This window comes from Zavarzinia marina (assembly GCF_021568905.1).
In the GTDB taxonomy this organism is placed as follows: Bacteria; Pseudomonadota; Alphaproteobacteria; order Zavarziniales; family Zavarziniaceae; genus Zavarzinia; species Zavarzinia marina.
The window spans coordinates 329,080-350,360 of the sequence record NZ_JAKGSB010000001.1 but is presented as its reverse complement, the minus strand read 5'-3'; the positions used below and the strand labels follow the sequence as shown (position 1 = coordinate 350,360).

The 21,281-nt window shown below is 68.2% G+C and carries 23 protein-coding genes; 15 read left to right on the top strand and 8 right to left on the bottom strand.

Features of this window, described 5'->3' with window-relative positions:
• Positions 1-43: 43 nt before the first annotated feature.
• On the top strand, positions 44-229 hold the full coding sequence (locus L2U69_RS01640) for a hypothetical protein (protein WP_236104607.1): 186 nt from the start codon (positions 44-46) through the stop codon (positions 227-229).
• Between the two features lie 72 nt (positions 230-301).
• Here the strand turns inward: L2U69_RS01640 and L2U69_RS01635 are convergent, their stop codons facing one another.
• Entirely contained in the window at positions 302-769 is a 468-nt protein-coding gene (locus L2U69_RS01635; RefSeq protein ID WP_236104606.1) for a GNAT family N-acetyltransferase, read from the bottom strand.
• A gap of 7 nt (positions 770-776) precedes the next feature.
• Complete coding sequence (locus tag L2U69_RS01630; RefSeq protein WP_236104605.1) at positions 777-1,091, bottom strand: DUF1476 domain-containing protein; 315 nt, start codon at positions 1,089-1,091, stop codon at positions 777-779.
• A gap of 245 nt (positions 1,092-1,336) precedes the next feature.
• Here L2U69_RS01630 and purC point away from each other — a divergent pair, with 245 nt between their 5' ends.
• The 8 genes from purC (at position 1,337) to L2U69_RS01590 (ending at position 7,428) form a co-directional block, all read left to right on the top strand.
• A complete protein-coding gene (purC, locus tag L2U69_RS01625) occupies positions 1,337-2,101 on the top strand; it encodes a phosphoribosylaminoimidazolesuccinocarboxamide synthase (RefSeq protein WP_236104604.1) in 765 nt (254 codons plus the stop codon).
• Positions 2,102-2,272: 171 nt separating this feature from the next.
• The gene (purS, locus tag L2U69_RS01620) at positions 2,273-2,512 is read left to right on the top strand and encodes a phosphoribosylformylglycinamidine synthase subunit PurS (protein WP_236104603.1); all 240 of its coding nucleotides are present in this window, start codon (positions 2,273-2,275) and stop codon (positions 2,510-2,512) included.
• 1 nt (position 2,513) lies between these two features.
• A complete protein-coding gene (gene purQ, locus L2U69_RS01615; RefSeq protein ID WP_236104602.1) occupies positions 2,514-3,206 on the top strand; it encodes a phosphoribosylformylglycinamidine synthase subunit PurQ in 693 nt (230 codons plus the stop codon).
• On the top strand, positions 3,206-5,401 hold the full coding sequence (purL, locus tag L2U69_RS01610; RefSeq protein ID WP_236104601.1) for a phosphoribosylformylglycinamidine synthase subunit PurL: 2,196 nt from the start codon (positions 3,206-3,208) through the stop codon (positions 5,399-5,401). Before purQ ends, purL begins: the two co-directional genes overlap by 1 nt.
• A gap of 207 nt (positions 5,402-5,608) precedes the next feature.
• A complete protein-coding gene (locus L2U69_RS01605) occupies positions 5,609-6,451 on the top strand; it encodes a transglutaminase-like domain-containing protein (protein ID WP_236104600.1) in 843 nt (280 codons plus the stop codon).
• Between the two features lie 35 nt (positions 6,452-6,486).
• Positions 6,487-6,723 (top strand): BolA/IbaG family iron-sulfur metabolism protein, encoded by a 237-nt coding sequence (locus L2U69_RS01600; RefSeq protein ID WP_236104599.1) that lies wholly within the window; start codon positions 6,487-6,489, stop codon positions 6,721-6,723.
• A gap of 61 nt (positions 6,724-6,784) precedes the next feature.
• Entirely contained in the window at positions 6,785-7,024 is a 240-nt protein-coding gene (locus L2U69_RS01595; RefSeq protein WP_236104598.1) for an AbrB/MazE/SpoVT family DNA-binding domain-containing protein, read from the top strand.
• Positions 7,021-7,428 (top strand): PIN domain-containing protein, encoded by a 408-nt coding sequence (locus L2U69_RS01590; RefSeq protein ID WP_236104597.1) that lies wholly within the window; start codon positions 7,021-7,023, stop codon positions 7,426-7,428. Before L2U69_RS01595 ends, L2U69_RS01590 begins: the two co-directional genes overlap by 4 nt.
• Before the next feature lie 45 nt (positions 7,429-7,473).
• Here the strand turns inward: L2U69_RS01590 and purH are convergent, their stop codons facing one another.
• On the bottom strand, positions 7,474-9,048 hold the full coding sequence (gene purH, locus L2U69_RS01585) for a bifunctional phosphoribosylaminoimidazolecarboxamide formyltransferase/IMP cyclohydrolase (protein WP_236104596.1): 1,575 nt from the start codon (positions 9,046-9,048) through the stop codon (positions 7,474-7,476).
• A 117-nt stretch (positions 9,049-9,165) separates the two neighbouring features.
• On the opposite strand from purH, the gene L2U69_RS01580 reads away from it, so the two are divergent.
• On the top strand, positions 9,166-9,645 hold the full coding sequence (locus tag L2U69_RS01580; protein WP_236104595.1) for a thermonuclease family protein: 480 nt from the start codon (positions 9,166-9,168) through the stop codon (positions 9,643-9,645).
• Between the two features lies 1 nt (position 9,646).
• Here L2U69_RS01580 and L2U69_RS01575 read toward each other — a convergent pair whose 3' ends face one another.
• The gene (locus tag L2U69_RS01575) at positions 9,647-10,456 is read right to left on the bottom strand and encodes a M48 family metallopeptidase (protein WP_236104594.1); all 810 of its coding nucleotides are present in this window, start codon (positions 10,454-10,456) and stop codon (positions 9,647-9,649) included.
• A gap of 218 nt (positions 10,457-10,674) precedes the next feature.
• Here L2U69_RS01575 and L2U69_RS01570 point away from each other — a divergent pair, with 218 nt between their 5' ends.
• Positions 10,675-11,844 carry a hypothetical protein gene (locus L2U69_RS01570; RefSeq protein ID WP_236104593.1) on the top strand — a complete coding sequence of 390 codons (1,170 nt, stop codon included), beginning with the start codon at positions 10,675-10,677 and terminating at the stop codon, positions 11,842-11,844.
• Positions 11,845-11,905: 61 nt separating this feature from the next.
• Here the strand turns inward: L2U69_RS01570 and L2U69_RS01565 are convergent, their stop codons facing one another.
• Positions 11,906-12,289, bottom strand: coding sequence for a hypothetical protein (locus L2U69_RS01565; protein WP_236104592.1), 384 nt, complete (start codon positions 12,287-12,289; stop codon positions 11,906-11,908).
• A 115-nt stretch (positions 12,290-12,404) separates the two neighbouring features.
• Positions 12,405-13,541: a CaiB/BaiF CoA transferase family protein gene (locus L2U69_RS01560; protein ID WP_236104591.1), complete on the bottom strand. Its 1,137-nt coding sequence runs from the start codon at positions 13,539-13,541 to the stop codon at positions 12,405-12,407.
• 102 nt (positions 13,542-13,643) lie between these two features.
• Between L2U69_RS01560 and L2U69_RS01555 the strand changes: the two genes are divergently transcribed.
• From L2U69_RS01555 to L2U69_RS01545, 3 genes are read left to right on the top strand one after another with little or no spacing between them, the layout of a single operon-like run.
• Positions 13,644-14,234, top strand: a complete 591-nt coding sequence (locus tag L2U69_RS01555; RefSeq protein ID WP_236104590.1) for a phosphonate degradation HD-domain oxygenase — start codon at positions 13,644-13,646, stop codon at positions 14,232-14,234.
• Positions 14,224-15,732, top strand: a complete 1,509-nt coding sequence (locus L2U69_RS01550) for an acyl-CoA synthetase (protein WP_236104589.1) — start codon at positions 14,224-14,226, stop codon at positions 15,730-15,732. The genes L2U69_RS01555 and L2U69_RS01550 overlap by 11 nt, the downstream gene beginning before the upstream one ends.
• Positions 15,729-16,493, top strand: a complete 765-nt coding sequence (locus L2U69_RS01545; RefSeq protein WP_236104588.1) for a uracil-DNA glycosylase family protein — start codon at positions 15,729-15,731, stop codon at positions 16,491-16,493. Before L2U69_RS01550 ends, L2U69_RS01545 begins: the two co-directional genes overlap by 4 nt.
• Here L2U69_RS01545 and L2U69_RS01540 read toward each other — a convergent pair.
• Positions 16,417-17,361, bottom strand: coding sequence for a DMT family transporter (locus tag L2U69_RS01540; protein ID WP_236104587.1), 945 nt, complete (start codon positions 17,359-17,361; stop codon positions 16,417-16,419). The two genes, L2U69_RS01545 and L2U69_RS01540, sit on opposite strands and share 77 nt — an antisense overlap.
• Positions 17,362-17,422: 61 nt before the next feature.
• Between L2U69_RS01540 and L2U69_RS01535 the strand changes: the two genes are divergently transcribed.
• Positions 17,423-18,004: a helix-turn-helix domain-containing protein gene (locus L2U69_RS01535; RefSeq protein ID WP_236104586.1), complete on the top strand. Its 582-nt coding sequence runs from the start codon at positions 17,423-17,425 to the stop codon at positions 18,002-18,004.
• Positions 18,005-18,008: 4 nt separating this feature from the next.
• Here L2U69_RS01535 and L2U69_RS01530 read toward each other — a convergent pair whose 3' ends face one another.
• The gene (locus L2U69_RS01530) at positions 18,009-21,221 is read right to left on the bottom strand and encodes an acetyl-CoA carboxylase family protein (protein ID WP_236104585.1); all 3,213 of its coding nucleotides are present in this window, start codon (positions 21,219-21,221) and stop codon (positions 18,009-18,011) included.
• Between the last annotated feature and the right edge of the window lie 60 nt (positions 21,222-21,281).

Sequence of the window (21,281 nt, the reverse complement as noted above, 5' to 3'; positions counted from 1 at the left end):
ATTGTGTTGATGACGCTTTCGTCAACAACCCATCGAGACGACCATGAGCACCGGCACAGCCACCCGCCCCGTCACCGAACCCACGGAACGCCCGTCCCCTGGCGCCGAGGCCCGCGCGGCCGACGCGCAGAAGCGCGAAACCCGCCTCGTGCAGGCCGCCTATGGCGGCGGCGCCGGCGGCGCCACGGGTGTCGTCATCTTCGCCGACGAGGCCGCGGCCCGGCTCTGAGCCCGGCCCCGCCCCGAGGTAAGGCCCGACTTGCGGGCAAGCGCCGGCCGGGCTTCGGCCGGCGCCTTCCCCTCAGCGCAGGGGAATTCGTCTTTCCATGAAGATACTGTTCGGGTCCTCGGCATAGTCGCCGAAGGGGCCGCGCTCGTGAAAGCCGAGCGAGCGGTAGAGGCTGAGCGCCTCCCGGTTATGGATCCCGGTCTCCAGCCGGACCGGCGTCAGGGCCTGGTCGTCGGCGACGTTCAGCAGGACCTGCAGCATGTCCCGGCCGAGGCCTTTGCCCCGCGCGGCGGGCACGATGTACATGCGCTTGATCTCGGCGCTGCCGTCCGCCATGCGCACCAAGGCGCCACAGCCGACCGCCACCATCTCCATCCGGGCGACGATGAAGGTTACCGCAGGGCCCTTCATCGTCTCGATGTCGAGGAAGTGATTGCTCTCGGCCGGATAGAGGGCGCTGTGGAAAGCATCCAGCGCCCGAATCAGCGGGATCACGTCCGGCTGATCCGGCGCCTCTTCCGTGATGTTGATCCGTCCCATGGAAGGATCACTCGATCTCGGCGAGAACCTTGTTGTTCAGCGAATCGATTTCCATCCGGATGTGCAGATCCGTGAGGTCCAGCCCCTTGGCCTGGAAATCCGCCAGAACCTTGCGCACGACGTCCTCGTCGCCCGCCTCGACGAAGTCGGCGACGATGACTTCCTGGGCGTAGGCATCCGCCGCCTCGCCGGAAAGGCCGAGCTTTTCGGCGGCCCAGAGCCCGAGAAGCTTGTTCCGGCGCGCGACGGCGCGGAAACGCTTCTCTTCGTCATGGGCGAATTTGGCTTCGAAGCCCTTTTCGCGATCGGAGAAATTGGCCATGGCGCACCCCTCGGCTGAACACATCCGTTGCGCGGATATAAGGGGATCGGACCTCTGCTTGGCAAGGGTCCTTGTCCTGCGGAAAACGCGATGATCGCCGCATTGTCTATATTCTCGACTCCCTGTATGGTCCCGCTTCGCGCGGAGCCCCCCTGGGCTTGACCGCGCCGGCTTCGTTTTTTCGACTGGCAGGCCAGCGGGCCGCCAGTGGCTGGTCGCAGGACCGCCAAAGGACCACTACACACATGAGCCGCCGCAAGCAGATCTACGAGGGCAAGGCCAAGATCCTCTACGAGGGTCCCGAGCCCGGCACCCTGGTTCAATATTTCAAGGATGATGCGACCGCCTTCAACAACCAGAAGAAGGGTACGGTCACCGGCAAGGGCGTGATCAACAACCGCATCTCCGAATACATCATGACCCAGTTGAACGAGATCGGGGTGCCCACGCACTTCATCCGCCGGCTGAACATGCGCGAGCAGTTGATCAAGGAAGTCGAGATCGTCCCGCTCGAGGTCGTGGTGCGCAATGTCGCCGCCGGCTCGCTCTCGACCCGCCTCGGCATTCCGGAAGGCACCCAGCTGCCCCGGTCGATCGTCGAATTCTTCTACAAGGCCGACGAACTGAACGACCCGATGGTGACCGAAGAGCACATCACCGCCTTCGGCTGGGCCACGCCCCAGGACATCGACGACATCATGGCGCTGGCGCTGCGCGTCAACGACTTCCTGGTCGGCCTGTTCCTCGGCGTCGGCATCCGTCTGGTCGACTTCAAGATGGAATTCGGCCGCCTGTGGCAGAACGACGAGATGCGCATCGTGCTGGCCGACGAGATCAGCCCGGATAGTTGCCGCCTGTGGGACGTGCGCACCAACGAGAAGCTCGACAAGGACCGTTTCCGCCGCGATCTCGGCGGTACGGCCGAGGCCTATCAGGAAGTGGCGCGTCGCCTCGGCATCCTGCCCGAAGGCGGTCCCCGCGACATGAAGGGCCCGGAGACGATGCAATAAGCATCGCCTGACTATTGCGTCATCCAGGCAGAAGGCCGGGGCGGCGTCTTCTAATTTAAGCGTCATCCCGGCGAAGGCCGGGATCTCGTCGGGACTGGCCTCAGTGCCCTAGCGTCCAGAGATCCCGGCCTTCGCCGGGATGACGCCTCCATCAAAGCGATAGGTGATCCCGTGAAAGCGCGCGTCCACGTCACCCTGAAGTACGGTGTCCTCGATCCTCAGGGAAAGGCGATCGCCGGTGCCCTGGGTTCCCTCGGCTTTTCCGGCGTGGAGGATGTCCGCCAGGGCAAGTACCTCGAGCTGGAACTGGCCGAGACCGACGCCGACAAGGCGCGCGAGCAGGTGAAGGCGATGTGCGAAAAGCTGCTCGCCAACACCGTGATCGAGAACTACGCCATCGAGCTGGTGTGACATGAAGGCGGCCGTCGTCGTCTTCCCCGGCTCGAACCGCGAGCGGGACATCGCCCTCGCCCTCCAGCGGGCGTCCTACACCAGGCCGGTCTATGTCTGGCACGGCGAGACCGAGCTGCCGGCCGGCACCGACCTCGTCGTCCTGCCCGGCGGCTTTTCCCATGGCGATTATCTGCGCTGCGGCGCGATGGCCGCGCTGTCGCCGATCATGGACGCGGTGAAGGCTCATGCGGCCCGTGGCGGCTATGTCCTCGGCGTCTGCAACGGCTTCCAGATCCTGGCCGAGGCCCGGCTGGTGCCGGGCGTCCTGATGCGGAACGCGTCGCTGCGCTTCGTCTGCCGCGACGTCCACCTGAAGGTCGAGGCGACCGATACCGCCTTCACCGGGGGCTTCAAGCCGGGCCAGGTGGTCCGCGTGCCGGTGGCCCATGCCGAAGGCAATTACTTCACCGACGACGAGACCCTGAACCGCATCGAGGGTGAAGGCCAGGTCGCCTTCCGCTATTGCGACGCGGATGGCGCCGTCACCGAAGCCGCCTCCCCCAACGGTTCGGCGCGCAATATCGCGGGCGTCTTCAACGCGGGGCGCAACGTCCTCGGCATGATGCCCCACCCCGAGAACATGACGGAAGACGTGGTCGGCGGCACCGACGGCGCCATCCTCTTCGACAGTCTCGCCAAGGCCCTTGCGTAATGACCAAGATCACGCCTGAAATCGTCGCCGAACACGGTCTCGCGCCCGACGAATACGCGCGCGTCCTGGAGATCATGGGCCGCGAGCCGAGCATCACCGAACTCGGCATCTTCTCGGTCATGTGGTCCGAGCATTGCTCGTACAAGTCCTCGCGCCTCCACCTGAAGAAGCTGCCGACCACGGGCCCGCAGGTGATCTGCGGCCCGGGCGAGAATGCGGGCGTCGTCGACATCGGCGACGGGCTGGCCGCCGTCTTCAAGATGGAAAGCCACAACCATCCCAGTTACATCGAGCCCTATCAGGGCGCGGCGACCGGGGTCGGCGGCATTCTGCGCGACGTCTTCACCATGGGGGCGCGGCCGATCGCCATCCTCGATCCGCTGCGCTTCGGCTCGCCCGAACACCCGAAGATGCGCCATCTGGTCTCGGGCGTGGTTGCCGGCATCGGCGGCTATGGCAATTGCATGGGCATTCCGAACGTCGGCGGCGAATGCACCTTCCATGCGGCCTTCGACGGCAACATCCTGGTCAACGCCATGACCGTGGGCATCGCCCAACAGGACAAGATCTTCTATTCGGCGGCGGCCGGCGTCGGCAATCCGGTGGTCTATGTCGGCTCCAAGACCGGGCGCGACGGCATCCACGGCGCCACCATGGCCTCGGCCGAATTCGACGAGAAGTCGGAGGAGAAGCGCCCGACCGTGCAGGTCGGCGATCCCTTCGTCGAAAAGCTGCTGCTCGAAGCCTGCCTGGAACTCATGGCGGGCGATGCCATCGTCGCGATCCAGGACATGGGCGCCGCCGGCCTCACCTCATCCTCGGTCGAGATGGCCTCCAAGGGCGGCGTCGGCATCGAATTGATCATGGACGACGTGCCCCAGCGCGAAACCGGCATGACGGCATACGAGATGATGCTGTCGGAAAGCCAGGAACGCATGCTGATGGTCCTGAAGCCCGGCCGCGAGGACCAGGCCCGCGCCATCTTCGAGAAATGGGGCCTCGCCTTCGCCGTGATCGGCAAGGTCACGGATACCGGCCATCTCGTCCTCAAGCACAAGGGCGAAGTGGTGGGCGACATCCCGGTCGGTCCCCTCACCGACCAGAGCCCGCTCTACGACCGCCCGTGGGAACGCACGCCGAAGCGCGCGGTGATCGACGCCGCCACGGTGAAGGGCAGCGACGATCTGGGCGCCACGCTGGAAACCCTGCTGGGCACGCCCGATCTCTGCTCCAAGCGCTGGATCGTCGAGCAATACGACCATCTGGTCGGCGGCGACACCATCGTTCGCCCGGGCGGCGATGCCGCCGTGGTGCGCGTGCGCGACACCGCGACCAAGGGCCTCGCCATGACCACCGACTGCACGCCGCGCTATTGCCTGGCGGATCCGGTCGAAGGCGGCAAGCAGGCGGTCGTCGAGACGTATCGCAACATCACCGCCGTCGGCGGCCTGCCGCTGGCGATCACCGACTGCATGAATTTCGGCAACCCGCAGCGCCCGAACATCATGGGCCAGTTCGTCGGCGCCATCGAGGGCATGGCGGAAGCCTGCCTTGCGCTCGACTATCCGGTCGTCTCGGGCAATGTCTCGCTCTACAACGAGACCATGGGCACGGGCGTGCAGCCGACCCCCGCCATCGGCGGCGTCGGCCTGCTCGAGGACTATACCCGTTCCGCCTCGATCCGCTTCAAGGCGGCGGCGGAGACGATCCTCCTGGTCGGCGAGACCGCGGGCTGGCTCGGTGCCTCCATCTATCTCCGCGAGATCGCGGGCAGCGAGGACGGCGCCCCGCCGCCGGTCGACCTCGCCGCCGAGAAGCGGAACGGTGATTTCGTGCGCGGCCTGATCCGCCATGGCGAAGTCGTCACCTGCCACGACGTGGCCGACGGCGGCCTTCTCGTCGCCGTCGCCGAAATGGCGCTGGCGGGCGGCATCGGCGCGACGCTCTCGACGCCGGAGACCGAGGTGCCGCCGCACGCCTTCTGGTTCGGCGAGGATCAGGGCCGCTATCTGATGGCCGTGCCGCCCGACCGGGTGGAGGCGATCCTCGACCAGGCCAAAGCGGCGGATGTTCCCGTCACCGTCATCGGCACCACGGGCGGCGCGGCGATTTCCGTCGACGGCCGCCACAAGGTATCCATGAGCGCATTGCGCGAGGCTCACGAGGGCTGGCTGCCCCGCTACATGGCCTCCTGACGCAGTGCTGCATCCATTGGCGCGGGGGGATCGGAAACGGTCCCCCCGTGTTGTTTTCCGAGGGTGGTGTTCCTCCCTCACCCCAACCCTCTCCCCGCAAGCGGGACGAGGGAGTCCGTCCGGGGCTCGATAAGCCCCCTCGCCCCTTTGGGGAGAGGGTTGGGGTGAGGGGCAACGCCGCAAGACGCCTAGAGAAAGGAGACGAGCGTGAAGATCCGTCTCGGCTACGACATCAGCTACAACCTGCCGAATCCGACCCCCATGGTGCTGATGCTGAACGTCCATGCCTCGCGCATGGCCGATCTTCTCGAACCCGATGAGATCAGGACCGAACCGCTGCTGCCCCTGCATCACTATTACGACAGTTTCGGTAATCGCTGCGCCCGGCTGATGGCGCCGCGCGGCATTCTGCGCCTGACCGGCAAGACCCTGATCCAGGACGGCGGCAAGCCCGAGGCCCAGCCCGTCGACATGCCCCAGATCCCGGTCCAGGAACTGCCGGACGAGACCTTGGTCTATCTCCAGGGCAGCCGCTATTGCGAGACGGACCGCATGTCGAACCTGGCCTGGTCGCTGTTCGGCAAGACCAAGGAGGGCTGGCCCCGCGTGCTCGCCATCCTGGAATGGGTGCAGAACCATCTGAAGTTCGACTATCTGAAGACCCGCGCCACCAAATCCGCGCTCGATGCCTACAACGAGCGGACCGGCGTCTGCCGCGACTTCCAGCATCTGGCCATCACCTTCTGCCGCTGCATGAACATCCCGGCGCGCTATTGCACCGGCTATCTGGGCGACATCGGCGTGCCGCCGGAAGAGACGCCGATGGATTTCAGCGCCTGGTTCGAGGTTTTCCTGGGCGGGCGCTGGCACGCCGTCGACGCCCGCCACGTGAAGCCCCGCATCGGCCGCGTGCTGATGGCGCGCGGGCGCGACGCGGCGGACGTGCCGCTGGCCTCCACCTTCGGCTATCACTGGCTGGCCAGCTTCAAGGTGATCACCGACGAGGTGAAGGATCGCCCGGCCGTTGAGCCGATCCGGGCGATCGGCTAGCGTTCTCACCTGCGCGGCGATTCCGGAGTACGACCATGGCGATGGACGAAGGCAAACTGAAGACCCTGATCCAGTCGGCCTTTCCCGACGCCAGGGTCGTGATCGAGGACCTGCGCGGCGACGGCGATCACTACGCCGCCAACGTCACCTCCGCCGCCTTCAAAGGCAAGAGCCGGGTCCAGCAGCACCAGATGGTCTACAAGGCCCTGCGCGGCGCCATGGAGGGCGAATTGCACGCTCTCGCCCTCCAGACCCAGGCCCCGGCGGACTGAGGGGGTTATTGACGGTTCGATCGCACCGGCGCATCATTCCTTACTCAAGGTAAGGAAGACCATGTCCAGTGCGACCCTGACCTCCAAGGGACAGATCACGATCCCCCAGAAGGTACGGCAAGACCTCGGCCTTTCGGCCGGCGATCGGGTGGACTTCGTGCGCCTGCCCGGTGGGGGCTATGCCGTCATACCGGCATCCGCGTCCATCAAATCCCTGAAAGGGATCGTTCCCAAGCCGGCGACGCCCGTCACACTCGAAGATATGGAAGCCGCGATCCAGGCCGGCGCGACACGACGGTGATCGGGATCGACACCAATGTCCTGGTGCGTTACCTCGTCCAGGACGATCCTGCCCAATCCGCCGCCGCGACCGAAATCATCGACAACCTCTCGGCCGGTGCGCCCGGCTTTCTCTCTCAGGTCGCCCTCGTCGAGACGGTCTGGGTGCTGGCACGCGCCTACAAGATGCCGCGCGCCTTCATCGCCGGCACGATCGACACGCTGCTGCGGTCACCCGAAATCACGGTCGAGGGGGCCGAAGCCGGCCACCGCGCCCTCGCCGTCTATCGGGCGACCGACGCCGATTTCGCGGATGCTCTGATCGCGGAAGCCGGGCGTCAGGCGGGCTGCGGCGAAACCGTCACCTTCGACAAGAAGGCCGCCGCCGCGACCGGCATGCGCCTGCTGGTTACAGCGGCAAGCTGACATTCCACACCGCCCCGGCACGCGCCGGGGCGATGCTTTTCCTTATCAGTGACGGAAGTGACGTTCGCCGGTGAAGACCATGGCGAGGCCGGCGGCGTCGGCGGCGGCGATCACTTCGGCATCGCGGATCGAGCCGCCGGGCTGGGCGACCGCCGTGGCGCCGGCTTCGACCAGCACGTCGAGACCGTCGGCAAAGGGGAAGAAGGCGTCGGAGGCCGCGACCGACCCCTTGGTCAGGGGTTCGTCCAGGCCCGCCGCCGCCGCCGCGTCGGATGCCTTCCTGAAGGCGATGCGGGCGCTGTCGACCCGGCTCATCTGGCCGGCGCCGATGCCGACCGTGGCGCCGTTCTTGGCAAAGACGATGGTGTTGGACTTCACGTGTTTCGCGACCTTCACCGCGAATTCGAGATCCGCGACCTCCCGCGACGAGGGCGCGCGCGTGGTCTTGACCTCGAAGCGATCGCCGTCGGCGCCGAGCGTGTCGCGGGTCTGGACCAGCAGGGCGCCGGCGAGCGTCTTGGCGGTCAGGCCCGGCGCGGCGGGATCGGGCAGGCCGCCGGTGACCAGCAGGCGCAGGTTCTTCTTGGCCGCCAGCACGGCCTTCGCCTCGTCGTCGGCCTCGGGGGCGACGATGACCTCGGTGAAGATCTTGGCGATCGCTTCCGCCGTTTCCTTGTCGAGGGTGCAATTGGTGGCGACGATGCCGCCGAAGGCCGAGACCGGATCGCAGGCAAGCGCCTTTTCCCAGGCTTCCAGCAGCGTCTCGCCGACCGCGACACCGCAGGGATTGGCGTGCTTCACGATGACCACCGCCGGGCCCTCGCGCGGGTCGAATTCGGCGACCAGTTCGAAGGCGGCGTCCGTGTCGTTGAGGTTGTTGTAGGAGAGTTCCTTGCCCTGCAACTGCTTCGCCGTGGCGACGCCCGGGCGCTGCTCGCCGGTAAGATAGAGGGCGGCGGACTGATGCGGGTTCTCGCCGTAGCGCAGCACCGAGGCGCGCTCGCCCGCGAAGGAGATGCGCTCGGGGAAGGTCGTCTCGAGCTGTTTCGCGAACCAGCCGGAGATGGCGGCGTCATAGGACGCGGTGCGGGCATAGGCCTTGGCCGCCAGCTTGCGCCGCAGCTCGACCGTGGTGGCGCCGCCGTTCGCGGCCATGGCGGCGAGCACGTCGGCATAATCGGCGGGTTCGACCACGACGGTGACGTGATCATGGTTCTTCGCCGCCGAACGGATCATGGCCGGGCCGCCGATGTCGATGTTCTCGATCGTCTCGTCCCAATCGGCGCCGCGCGCCACCGTCGCCTCGAAGGGATAGAGATTGACCACCACCAGGTCGATGTTGGCGATGCCGTGGGCCTGCATCTGCGCGACATGATCGGCGACGTCGCGCCGGCCCAGCAGGCCGCCGTGGACCTTGGGATGCAGGGTCTTCACGCGGCCGTCCAGGATCTCGGGGCTGCCGGTGAAATCGGCCACTTCGACCACGGTCAGGCCGGCATCGCGCAGCGCCTTGGCGGTGCCCCCGGTGGACAGAAGCTCGACGCCGTGACCGGCGAGGGCTTTGGCGAAATCGACGAGGCCGGTCTTGTCCGAGACCGAAAGAAGCGCGCGGGCGATCATGATCTTCCTGATGACTGAATGGTGACGGAGGGATTGGGCGCTCTCATAGCACCGGCCCGCCGGCCTTGCCACCATGGCGCTTGCCGGCGCGGTCGATGTTCCTCTAACGTTCACGCCATGACCCGCAGATTCGCCCTTCCCTTCATCCTGCTCGCCGTGCTTCTCGGCGGGGCCGTCGCGGCCGGCACCCTGCTGACGGCGCCGGACCGGGGCCTGTCGCGCCTGCCGAAGGAAATGCCCGGCCCCTTCTTCGCCGAGGTGATCGAGGTCGTGGACGGCGACACGATGGATGTCCGGGTCCATATCTGGCTGGGTCAGGAGGTGGTCACGCGGGTGCGCCTGGCCGGTATCGACACGCCCGAACTGCGCGGCGAATGCCCGGCCGAAAAAGCCCTGGCGGCAAGGGCCCGGGACATGCTGAGCAACCTCGTCGCCGCGGGCGAGGTCACGCTGCGCGACGTCGCCTTCGACAAATACGGCGGCCGCGTCCTCGCCCGGGTCACCGACGGCGAGGGCCGCGCCCTGGGCGAGCGGCTGATCGCCGCCGGCCTCGCCCGGCCCTATGACGGCAAGGCGCGCGCCGGCTGGTGCGATTAGATCAGGCGCGCCTGGCCGATTCGTAGAGCGGCAGCACGCTCGGAATCTGGCTCTGCAGCCGGCGGATGCGATTGGCGTCCGACGGATGGGTGGAGGCGAATTCCATCGGCTTCGCGCTCTTCGCGTTGGCGGCCGCCATCTTCTGCCACAGGGTCACCGCGGCATTGGGGTTGTAGGCGGCGCGCGACATGGTGACGAGGCCGCCCTCGTCCGCCTCATATTCCTGATCGCGCGAGAACGGCAGGATGACGCCATAGGAGACGCCGGCGCCGATCAGCCCGGCGATCTGGTCCGACTGCTGCACGCCGCCGGCGGCGAGCCCGATCTGGGCAAGCTGCACGCCCAACTGCCCGGCGCGCTGGGCGCCGATGCGCTGGGCGGCGTGGCGGCGCTGGACGTGGGTGACTTCGTGCCCCAGCACGGCGGCGAGTTCGGCATCGCTGGTCGCGAGGTTCAGGAGCCCCTGATAGACGCCGATCTTGCCGCCCGGCAGGGCGAAGGCATTGATCTGCTTGTCGTCGAAGAGGGCGAATTCCCAATTGTAGCTGCGCCCGAGACCCGAGGCGTCGACCACCTTGCGGGCGACGCCGTTCACCCGGGCCCGCCCCTTGGCACTGCCGGAGATCTTTTCCTTCTTCTTGATCTGCGACCAGGCCTGAAGCCCCATCTTGTTCAACTCGTCGTCCCCCGGCGCCATGCTGCGCCCCACCGCCACACAGCCGCCGAGCCCGCCGGCGGCGAGACCCGCCGCGGTGAACCCCAGAAAGCCGCGCCGCGTCGGCGCGCAGCATGCACAGAAGCCGAATGCCATTCTTCCGATCCCCCTGTTTGGGCCCGGCGTCCTTCCGGGCCCGGCCGTCCGGGCCGCCGGGACGCGGCGCCCATACCAAAGCGCGCATGATAGACCGAAATTCGGGCGACAGCGTGACCGCCTGCTCCCGCGCCGACGGGCTCCCGCAAAAGTCTCATGATTGCGCCATATTCTTCGTTATGCTCCGACGGCAGATTCCAGACCGGCGAGCCTCGACCATGAAACGCACCACCGCCGCCCTCTTATGCGGCACGGCTCTCGCCCTCGTCGGGCAGAGCGGTCCCGCACCGGCGCAAAGCGACAGACCCAAGCTGGAAATCACCAAGCCGGAAGATGGGCCGGCCGAGGCCATGCCCCCCGAAGAGACCGTTCCCGCTGAAACCGCCCCCGGTGCCGAGACGGCGGCCCCGCCCCTGCCCCTGCCGACACCGCTCGCGACGCCCGAGGCGGGAGAGAATGCCGAGATCGGCGACTGGAAGCTGGAGACCTTCCATCTTCCGGGCCAACCCACCGCGCTCTGCGTCGTCACCCGCGACTATCCGTCGGGTGACCGCATCGGTTTCATCGTCGGTCCCCAGGGCCGGGGCCTGATCTATGGTCGCGACGATCTCGACGTCGCCGACGGCACCTCCATGGATTTCGGCTTTTCCGTCGACGAGCGGCCGGCCATCGCCCTCGACGGGCGGGCCTATGATCCGCATTCGATCTCCTCGACGCCGCTGCCCTCGCCTCAGGGCGACAAGCTGCTGTCGATCTTCGCGCGCGGCAGCCATTTCTACATCCGGTCGGACGCATTGGACCTGCGCTCCCGCGATCTCCCGCTCGGCGGCGCGGCGGCGGCGGTGAAGGCCCTGGACGCCTGCGCCGAGGAAAACGACATCGAGGTCGCGGTCTATGAGCCGCCCGCGCCCGATGCGCCGCCGCCGCCGAGCGCGGGCGCCCCGGTCCCCGGCTCCACCTTCTCGGACGGCGGCGCCGGCCTCGGCCCGCCGCCCCCGCCGCCGAGCGCCCCCGCCCCGGCCGAGCCGACGGCGGCGCAGGCCGCGATCCAGCAGGCGATCGCGGCCCAGGCGAAGAAGCGGAAGGCCGGCGTCGGCTATGCCCTGGCCCTGCCGAAGGACGTCACCGGCGACGGCCTGACCGACATCGTGCTGATCTTCACCCTTCTGGAGGGCGATGAGCGCAAGGGCTATGCCACGGCCCTCAAGACCATCGGCACCGACGAATTCGAAGCCCTGAACACGGTGGCGCTCGACGGCGTGCCGATGGACGACCCGGCGATCTTCACCGACGACGGCATGATCGTCCTGCTGCGCGGCGAAGAGGCGGACAAGCCGCGCGAAGTGGCGATCGAGATCACGCCCGAGCGTCTGACGATCAAGCCGTAACCCTTTCCATCGTCCCGGCGCAGGCCGGGGCGCCGCGCTGTCTGGCGTGCGCTGACGGGTCTCAGCTTCCCCGCGACGGCAGATCGGCGCGGAGCGAGCGGGTCGCCTCGGTCGCGCGTGCGAGCAGGCTCTCGACCCGGCTCATCCGTTCCTCGAGGCGCTGCATCGCCTGTTCGACCGCTTCGAGGCGGGCCTCGAACGGGCCTTCGGGCGCGGTTTCGGGCGCCACGGTGCCGGCCCCGGCGCGTTGCGCCAGTTCCGCGACCGGGACCGCCAGCAGGGCGGCGAGGGTCACCACCTCGGTCGGCTTCAGCTCGCGCTGATCCTTGAACAGCGCCTCGACCTCGTCGTCCGCGATGCCGAGGGTGGCGGCGATGGAGGCGCGGCCGAGGCCGAGGAGACGGAGGCGCTGGTCGAACCAATTCGCGTCGAAGAACAGCGCCACCCTCGTTTCCCCTTCTTTCGCGACCCGCCGGGCGGCGGATCGTCGGGCTTTTTTCCCTGATCCGCCGGGTGGCGGATCGCCGGGCTTTTTTCCCGATCCGCCGGGTGGCGGATCGTCAGGCCGCCGCGCCGAGTTCCCGCAGGCGGGCGATTTCGGCGGGCGAGAAGCCCCAGTCGGCCAGCGCCGTCTCGGTATCCCGGCCGGGCTCGGGCGGGGCGGCGGGCACATCCGGCGCGGTGCGGCTGAAGCGCGGCGCCGGCGCCGGCTGGATGTGGCCATCCTGCGCGAAGAAAGTACCGCGGGCAACATTATGCGGGTGTGCCGCCGCCTCGGTCATGGACAGCACGGGAGCGAAGCAGACGTCCGTCCCCTCCATCAGGGCGCACCATTCGTCCCGCGTCTTGCCCTTGATCACGATGGCCAGCTTCTCCTTCATCTCGGGCCAGCGGGCGACGTCCATCTGGCTGCCGAAGACCTCCGGATCGAGATCGGCGAGGCGCATCAGCTCGGCATAGAACTGCGGCTCGATCGAGCCGATGGAGACATATTTGCCGTCCGCCGTCTCATAGGTGTCGTAGAAATGGGCGCCCGTATCCAGAAGGTTCACGCCGCGCTCGTCGCGCCACAGGCCCTGGGCCATCATGCCGTACATCATGGTCGAGAGCAGGGCCGCGCCGTCGATCATGGTGGCGTCCACCACCTGGCCCTGGCCGGTGGTCCGGGCCGAGAGCACGGCGGCAAGGAGGCCGAAGGCGAGGAACATGGCGCCGCCGCCGAAATCGCCGACCAGATTGACCGGCGGCACCGGCTTGCCGCCCGCGTGACCGATCATGCCGAGCGCGCCGGACATGGCGATATAGTTGATGTCGTGGCCCGCCGCCTTGGCCATGGGGCCGCTCTGGCCGAAGCCGGTCATGCGGCCATAGGCGATGGCAGGATTGCGCGCCAGGCAGACGTCGGGACCGAGGCCGAGACGTTCCATCACGCCGGGGCGAAAGCCCTCCAGGATGATGTCCGCCTTCTCGACCATCTTCAGGACGGTCTCGATGCCTTCGGGCTTCTTCAGGTCGACGACGACGGAGCGCTTGCCGCGGTTGAGGAAATCGAACTTCGGATTGACCACGCCGAATTTCGCCGAACGCTCGACCCGGACGACGTCGGCGCCCATGTCCGCCAGTAGCATGGCGCAGAACGGCCCCGGCCCCAGGCCCGCGATTTCGACGACCTTCATCCCCTTCAGCGGCCCGGCCATGACGATACTCCCCTCGTAATCTTCTTCGGTTAGAACAGGTTTTTAACTGGCTCTTGAAGCCAGGTCACGATCATTATGCCGCCGAAACAAGGATGCCCCGACATGACGTCGCGCCCGACTGTAGAGAAGACGACCGATTCCGTCGTCGCCCGTATCGAAGCCCTTTTCCGGGACAAGGGGCATTCCCCCTATGAGGGGGGCGAATCGGTCAGTCAGCTCGCCCATGGCCTGCAGGCGGCCGCCTGCGGCACCCGGGCCGGCGCCGCCCCGGGCCTGATCGCCGCCGCCCTGCTCCACGACATCGGCCATCTGCTCGATCCGGTCGGCGAGGGCGCCGCCGTCATGGGTTACGACGCAAGGCACGAGGACGGCGGCGCCGATCACCTCGCCCAATGGTTCGGGCCCGAGGTGACGGAGCCGATCCGCCTTCACGTCGCCGCCAAACGCTATCTCTGCGCCACCAAGGACGGCTATTTCGCGCGCCTCTCGCCCGCCTCGGTGCGCAGCCTGGCACTTCAGGGCGGCCCCATGTCGGCGGAGGAAGTCGCCGCTTTCGAAGCCCTGCCCCATTTCCGTGATGCCGTCCGGCTGCGCGTCTGGGACGAGGAAGCGAAGGTCGTCGGCCTCGCCGTGCCCGAATTCGCCGCCTATCGCGACATGCTGGAGGGTCTGGTCCGCGACCATGGTGTCTGATCCCCGCATGGTTCCCGCCCGTTTCAACATGGCCCGCTATTGCCTGGACGGTCATCCGGGCGACAAGATCGGTCTCATTCTCGCGGGCGATCACGCGGACGAAGTGTGGCGCTTCGGGGCCTTGAAGGATGCGGCGCTGCGGGTTGCACGCGGGCTGCTCGACGCCGGGCTTCGGTCCGGCGACCGGCTGATGATCCGGATGGACAATGACGTCGCCTATGCGCTGACCTATTTCGGCGCCATCGCGGCGGGGGTGGTCGCCCTGCCCTCCTCCTCCCAGCTCACGGCCACCGAGGCGGGGTTCCTGCTGTCGGACTGCGGTGCCCGCGCGGTCGCGGTCGGCGCGGGCATGGACGATCTGGCGGTGCCCGAGGGTGTCTTCATCATTCCGGCCGCCGCCATCAGGGATTGGGCCGCCAACGGCCCCCTCGGCGATTTCGCCGATACGGCGGCCGACGATCCCGCCTTTCTGGTCTATACCTCCGGCACCACGGGCAAGCCGAAGGGCGTGCTGCACGCCCAGCGCAGCGCCTGGGGCCGGCGGCCCATGTATCAGGGCTGGTACGGCATTTCCGGCGACGACCGGGTGCTTCACGCCGGGGCCTTCAACTGGACCTATACGCTGGGTGTCGGCCTGACCGATCCCTGGGCCAATGGCGCCACCGCCTGCCTTTACAATGGCCCGCGTGATCCCGCTGTCTGGCCCCGCCTGATCGAGCGGTTCAAGGCGACGATCTTCGCCACCGTGCCCGGCCTCTATCGCCAGATCCTGAAATATGGCGACATCGCGGGCCATGATCTTTCAAGCCTGCGCCATGGCCTGACCGCGGGCGAGAGCCTGCCGGCGCCGATCCTCGAACAATGGCGCGATGCGACCGGCACCGAACTCTATGAAGCCCTCGGCATGTCGGAAATCTCGACCTATATCAGCCAATGCCCGCCCGGCCCGGCCCGCGCCCGCTCCCCCGGCCGGCCGCAGCCGGGGCGCCGCGTCGCCATCCTCGATCCCGAAACCTGGGAGCCCCTGCCGGATGGCGAGATCGGGCTTCTGGCCGTTCATCGCGCCGACCCCGGACTCATGCTCGGCTATTGGAATCGGCCCGAGGAAGAGGCGGAGGTGCTGCGCGGCGAATGGTTCGCGGGCGGCGATCTGGCCCATCTGGACGGCGAAGGTTACCTCTGGTTCCACGGCCGCAACAACGACCTGATGAACGCGGGCGGTTACCGCGTCTCCCCCCTCGAGGTGGAGGCAGCACTGGCCAGCCACCCCATGGTCGCCGACGTCGCGGTGGCCGAGCGGCAGGTGTCGGAGACGGTATCGATCATCTGCGCCTATGTCGTCCCGCGCGAGGGTGTCGCCTTCGACAAGGGCGCCCTGCTGGCCCATGCCGAACCCCGCCTCGCCGCCTACAAGCGGCCGAAGGAGGTCATTCTGGTCGATGTCCTGCCGCGCACGGCGAACGGCAAGGTGATGCGCCGGGCATTGGCGAAATTATGAGCGTGCTCGACCGTTACCCCTTCGATGCGGCCTGCGCCGGCCTGTCGCCGGAATGGCGCGCCATCGTCGCGGCGGCCGCCGCGCGCATGGACCCCGCCTATCTCGACGGGCTGGCGGAAAAGGACTGGCTGCCGGGGCCGGACCTGATGCTGGCGCCGCTGCGCCATGTCCCGCTCGATCGGGTGAAGGCGGTGCTGTTCGGGGAATCGCCCTATCCACGTGCGCAGTCGGCGATCGGCGAAGCCTTCAACGATGGCGCGGTGGGGCCGCTGTGGTCGCCCGCCGGCCTCGCCAAGCCGGTCAATCGCGCGACCAGTCTTCGCAACATCATGAAGATGCTGCTGGTCGCCGACGGAATGATCCCGCCCGAAGCCCGGGCCGAGGACATCGCCGCCCTGGATCCCACGGCGCTGAACCTCGTCGCCACCATGGACGAGTTGTTCCGCCGCATCCGCCAGGAAGGCATCCTGTCGTTCAACGCGATCCCGGTGCTGACCGCCAGCAAGGCACGGGATGCGAAGCCTTGGCACGGCTTCATGGACGGGTTCCTCGCCGGCCTGCGCGCCGCCCGGCCCGATTGCCGCCTGCTGCTGTTCGGCAATTTCGCCAAAAATCTCGCCGATCTGCCGGGCGCCGCCGGCCTGCCGGTGCTGGCGGCGGAGCACCCCTACAACATCGGCTTCATCAATGATCCGGCGGTATTGGCGTGGTTTCGGCCGCTGCGCCTTTTGGATCGCCGCCCCCTCGACGCAGGCCGCTGATCACCACGCCGGCGACGATCAGGCAGGCGCCGAGAACGCCGAGGAGGCCGAGGCGTTCACCCGCGACCCGGCCCACGATGCCGGCCCAGACCGGTTCCGTCGCATAGATCAGGGTGGCACGGGTCGGCGACAGGCGTTTCTGCGCCCAATACATGGCAAGGTGGATGATCACGCTGCCGAGGCCGAGCCCGCCCGCCGTCGCGAGCAGGAGCCAGCTCGGATCCGGCAGGCTTTCCCCCGCCGGCACGGTCGCGGCGAAGGTGGAGACCGTGATCACCAGGATCTGCACGAAGGCGACCCGGCGCGAATCCATGCGCCTGGTGAAGGCGCCGATGGCGACGATCTCGGCCGCGATGACGGCGGCACTGGCGAGCGTCATGATCTCCCCCGGCCCGATGGCGAGGCGCAGGATCTCTGACGGGCCGGCCAGCAGCGCCATGCCCGTGAAGGCGAAGAGAATGCCGAGCCAGGCCATGGGCTTCGGCATTTCACGCATGAACAGCAATTGCGCGATCGGCACCATGGGCACATAGAGCGCGGTCAGAAAGGCCGAGGTGCTGCTCGGGATATATTGCAGGCCGATCGCCTGAAGTCCGTTGGCGAGCGCGACCGCGAGCCCGGTGAAGAGCCCGACCCAGGCCTCCAGCGCCGTCACCCTGAACATGCCGCGCCCCGTGATCAGGGCCAGGCAGAGGGTGGCGATACCATAGCGCAACGCCTGGAACATCAGGGGCCCGGAGACCGTCATGCCGGTCTGGATCGTCAGGAAGGAGACGCCCCAGATCAGGGTGACGAAGAGGAGAACCGCCTCGGGCAGGCGCGAGGCCCGCGCGCCGCGCTTCTCCATCGTGGTGACACCGGTCGTCATGGCTTGAGAACACCTCGGATGCGCATTAAACTGCGCAGGACAAACGTGCAATATAGTGCCCATGAACGAAGGTCAAGAGCCCGCCGTGCCCCCCGCCGCACCCAAGGGCGCCGGCATCCTGCACCATCTGGCGGCCAACCTGCGGCGCCTGCGCCGGGAGGCCGGCCTGTCCCAGAACGCCCTGGCCGAGCGCGCCGGCGTCAGCCGGCGCATGCTGGTCGGGATCGAGGCCGGCGACAGCAACGTCAGCCTCTCCACCCTCGACAAGATCGCCCATGCCCTGGGTGTCCTGCTGCCGGATCTGATCGTCGACCGGGAGCGGCCGCTGGAAAGCCCCGTCCTCGCCTGGACCGGCGAAAGGCCCGGCAGCACGGCGGTCCTGCGCCATGCCGTCCCGGCCGCTCGCCTGGCGGAACTATGGGAATGGACCCTGGCCCCGGGCGAGACTTATGAATCGCCGGCCGACCCGCAGGATTGGTCGGAAATGGTCTTCGTGATCGCGGGCCGGCTGCGGCTGACCTTCCCCGACCGGGTGCTCACGATCGAAGCCGGCCATTCGGCCGCCTATCGGACCGACCGGCCGATCGTCTTCACCGCCCTCGGCGAGGTACCGGTCCGCTTCCTCCGCAATGTCGTGATCTGAGGCATCACGCCGGCACGGTCAGCCCTCGGACGATCCAGGCCCGCGTCTCGGCCGGGTCGATCACCGCGTCGATCTCCCCGAAGGAGGCCATGTTGATGCCCTTGCCGTTGGCATATTGCTGGGCGACCAGCCTGTCGTAGAGCGCCTTCTGCGCCGCCGGGTCGGTCTCCGCCTCCAGTTCGCGGCGATAGCCGAGGCGGACCGCGCCTTCAAGACCCATGCCGCCGAATTCGCCACTGGGCCAGGCGATGGTGAAGAGCGGGCGATGGAAGGAGCCGGCGGTCATGGCCTGGGCGCCGAGACCATAGCCCTTGCGCAGCACCACGGCGCCGAAGGGCACGGTCAGATTGGCGCCGGCGATGAAGATGTCGGCGGCCTTGCGCACCATGCCCTCCGCCTCGCAATCGGGGCCGACCATGAAGCCCGGCGTATCCACGAGACTGACCACCGGCAGGCCGCGCGCCTCGCACAATCTCAGGAAACGGGCGCCCTTGACCGAGGCATCGGCATCGACGGCACCGCCGAGATGGGCGGGATCATTGGCAATGAGGCCGAAGGGCCGGCCCTCGATCCGGACCAGGGCGGTGATCAGGGCGCGGCCGAAACCGGCACGCAGTTCCATGACACTGTCGGCGTCGCACAGCAGGCGGATGGCATCACGCATGGCATAGACGCGCAGCCGGTTCTCCGGCACCACATGGCGCAGCAGGCGCTGGTCGGCCGCCGCCCAATCCGCCGTATCGCCCTGGAAATAGCCGAGCAGCTTCCGGGTCGCGGCCACCGCCGCCGCCTCGTCCTCGACCAATAGGTCGATATTGCCGTTGGCCCACTGCATGGCCGCCGGGCCCACCTCCTCCGGCCGGAAGCTGCCGAGGCCGCCGCCCTCGATCATGGCGGGGCCGGCCATGCCGAAGGAACAGTTGCGCGTCGCGACGATCAGGTCGCAGCAGCCGAGCAAGGCGGCATTGCCCGCGAAACTGTAACCGGAGACGACGCCGACCAGCGGCACCTTGCCGGACAATCCGGCGAAAGTGGCGAAGGTCGGCACGTCCAGCCCGGCGACACCGACCCAATCCGTATCGCCCGGGCGCCCGCCGCCGCCCTCGGCGAAGAGCACCAGGGGCAGGCGCCATTCGTCGGCCAGATGCAGCACGCGGTCGGTCTTCTTGTGGTTCATCATGCCCTGGGTGCCGGCCATGACCGTGTAATCATAGGCGAGCACCATGGTCTTGGCCGCTTCCGGCCCGAAGGCGGGCGCATTCACCGTGCCGATGCCGGTGATCAGCCCGTCGGCCGGGCCATTGGCGATCAGATCGTCCAGCCCCCGGCGCTGGCGCTGCGCCGGCAGCAGCAGGGCGCCATATTCGGTGAAGGAGCCGGGATCCATCAGATCGTCGACATTGGCACGCGCCGTGCGCTGGCCGGTCTTTTCGCGGCGGGCGACGGCGGCGGGGCGGTTTTCATCGAGACCCGGGGCATGGCGCGCGATGACATCGGCGAGATCGGGGCGGATGTGATCGGGGTCGATGTCGCCCGCTTCCTCCACCCTCTCGGCCACGACCTCGCCCGGCTCGACGAACAGCAGGGCGGCGCCTTCGGCGATCACGGCCCCTTCCTGGGCGCCCAGCAGGCGGATGATGCCGGCCATGGGCGATTTCACCACATGTTCCATCTTCATCGCTTCGAGCACGGCGATCGTGGCCCCGGCCGCGACCGCATCGCCCGGCGCCACCTCGAAGGCGACGATCCGGCCCGACAGGGGGGCCGGCACCGCCTCGCTGCCGGCCGGGGCCTGCACGGTCTCGATCTTCGGCCCGCCCTCGTCCGCCATGAAGAAACCGGGCGCGCGGCGCGCCGCCGCCAGTTCCGCGCCGTGCCGTTCGACCAGGCGATTGTCGATCCGCCCGGCGGCGACATCGTCGAGACCGAGGAGAGCTTCGAGAAAGCCGAGATTGCTGGCGACCCCGTCGATCCGGCAGCGCCGGAGCGCCCGGCGAAGGGCGGTGACGGCACGGGGATAGTCATCGCCCCGCGCGATCACCTTGGCGATCATGGAATCGAAGCCGGGATCGACCACGAGGCCGGTATAGCCCGCGCCATCGACGCGGACGCCGGCACCGCCGGGCATTTCCCAGGTGGTGACGGTGCCGGCCGCCGGGCGGGCATTGCCGGCAGCATCCATGATTTCCAGATTGATCCGGGCCTCGATCGCGAAGCCCTGGGGCCTGACGCCGGCAAGGCCGAGGGCGGCCAGCGGCTGCCCGGCGGCGAGGCGGATCTGGGCGGCGACCAGATCGACGCCGGTCACCGCCTCCGTCACCGGATGCTCGACCTGGAGACGGGGGTTGGCCTCCATGAACCAGAAGGCGCTTTCGTCCGGCGCGACCAGGAATTCGACCGTGCCGATGGTGCGATATCGTGCGGCCCGGGCGAGATTCAGCGCCGCTTCGAACAATTTCAGGCGCGTCGCGTCGGACAGGCCCGGGGCCGGCGCGATCTCGACCAGTTTCTGGTGGCGGCGCTGCAGGCTGCAATCGCGCTCGAACAGATGGGTGACGGTGCCTTCCACGTCACCCAGGACCTGAACCTCGACATGGCGGGCGGCGGGGATGAACCGTTCGACGAAGAGGGAACCGTCGCCGAAGGCGGCCTTGGCTTCCGAGGCGCAGCGCGCGAAGGCTTCGGCCATGTCCTCGGGCCGTTCGACCACGCGCATGCCACGCCCGCCGCCGCCGGCCGCCGCCTTCACCATGACCCGGGCGCCGGGGCCGAGCTTCTTCATGAAGGCTTCGGCACAGCCCGCCTCGACCGTGCGCGCCGTCCCCTCGACCACCGGCACGCCGGCATCCTGGGCGAGGCGCCGGGCCGCCACCTTGTCGCCGAACAGGGCGAGCGTTTCGGGCGCCGGGCCGATGAACATGATGCCGGCCGCCAGACAGTCGGCGGCGAAGACCGGATTTTCGGCCAGGAAGCCATAGCCCGGATGGATCGCGTCGCAGCCCGCCGCCCGTGCCGCCGCGATCACCGCAGCGCCGTCGAGATAGGCGCCGACGCCCCGTCCCGGCAGGGCCACGGCCCGATCCGCCGCCGCGACATGGAGGGATCGGCCGTCGTCGGCGCCGTGCACGGCGACGCTCTCGATGCCGAGGGCCACGCAGGCCTCGGCGATGCGGATGGCGATCTCGCCGCGGTTGGCGATCAGGACACGCTCGAACAAGGCCGTCTTCCTCCCCTCGTCTTTCTGCCGTGCCGCCCGTCGGGGGACGGCCCGGCCACG

Bases quoted from the DNA above. Each gene is read 5' to 3' on its own strand.
- L2U69_RS01640 (WP_236104607.1), top strand. From the start codon at position 44: ATGAGCACCGGCACAGCCACCCGCCCCGTCACCGAACCCACGGAACGC.
- L2U69_RS01635 (WP_236104606.1), bottom strand. From the start codon at position 769: ATGGGACGGATCAACATCACGGAAGAGGCGCCGGATCAGCCGGACGTG.
- L2U69_RS01630 (WP_236104605.1), bottom strand. From the start codon at position 1,091: ATGGCCAATTTCTCCGATCGCGAAAAGGGCTTCGAAGCCAAATTCGCC.
- purC (WP_236104604.1), top strand. From the start codon at position 1,337: ATGAGCCGCCGCAAGCAGATCTACGAGGGCAAGGCCAAGATCCTCTAC.
- purQ (WP_236104602.1), top strand. From the start codon at position 2,514: ATGAAGGCGGCCGTCGTCGTCTTCCCCGGCTCGAACCGCGAGCGGGAC.
- purL (WP_236104601.1), top strand. From the start codon at position 3,206: ATGACCAAGATCACGCCTGAAATCGTCGCCGAACACGGTCTCGCGCCC.
- L2U69_RS01600 (WP_236104599.1), top strand. From the start codon at position 6,487: ATGGCGATGGACGAAGGCAAACTGAAGACCCTGATCCAGTCGGCCTTT.
- L2U69_RS01595 (WP_236104598.1), top strand. From the start codon at position 6,785: ATGTCCAGTGCGACCCTGACCTCCAAGGGACAGATCACGATCCCCCAG.
- purH (WP_236104596.1), bottom strand. From the start codon at position 9,048: ATGATCGCCCGCGCGCTTCTTTCGGTCTCGGACAAGACCGGCCTCGTC.
- L2U69_RS01580 (WP_236104595.1), top strand. From the start codon at position 9,166: ATGACCCGCAGATTCGCCCTTCCCTTCATCCTGCTCGCCGTGCTTCTC.
- L2U69_RS01575 (WP_236104594.1), bottom strand. From the start codon at position 10,456: ATGGCATTCGGCTTCTGTGCATGCTGCGCGCCGACGCGGCGCGGCTTT.
- L2U69_RS01570 (WP_236104593.1), top strand. From the start codon at position 10,675: ATGAAACGCACCACCGCCGCCCTCTTATGCGGCACGGCTCTCGCCCTC.
- L2U69_RS01560 (WP_236104591.1), bottom strand. From the start codon at position 13,541: ATGGCCGGGCCGCTGAAGGGGATGAAGGTCGTCGAAATCGCGGGCCTG.
- L2U69_RS01555 (WP_236104590.1), top strand. From the start codon at position 13,644: ATGACGTCGCGCCCGACTGTAGAGAAGACGACCGATTCCGTCGTCGCC.
- L2U69_RS01550 (WP_236104589.1), top strand. From the start codon at position 14,224: ATGGTGTCTGATCCCCGCATGGTTCCCGCCCGTTTCAACATGGCCCGC.
- L2U69_RS01545 (WP_236104588.1), top strand. From the start codon at position 15,729: ATGAGCGTGCTCGACCGTTACCCCTTCGATGCGGCCTGCGCCGGCCTG.
- L2U69_RS01540 (WP_236104587.1), bottom strand. From the start codon at position 17,361: ATGACGACCGGTGTCACCACGATGGAGAAGCGCGGCGCGCGGGCCTCG.
- L2U69_RS01535 (WP_236104586.1), top strand. From the start codon at position 17,423: ATGAACGAAGGTCAAGAGCCCGCCGTGCCCCCCGCCGCACCCAAGGGC.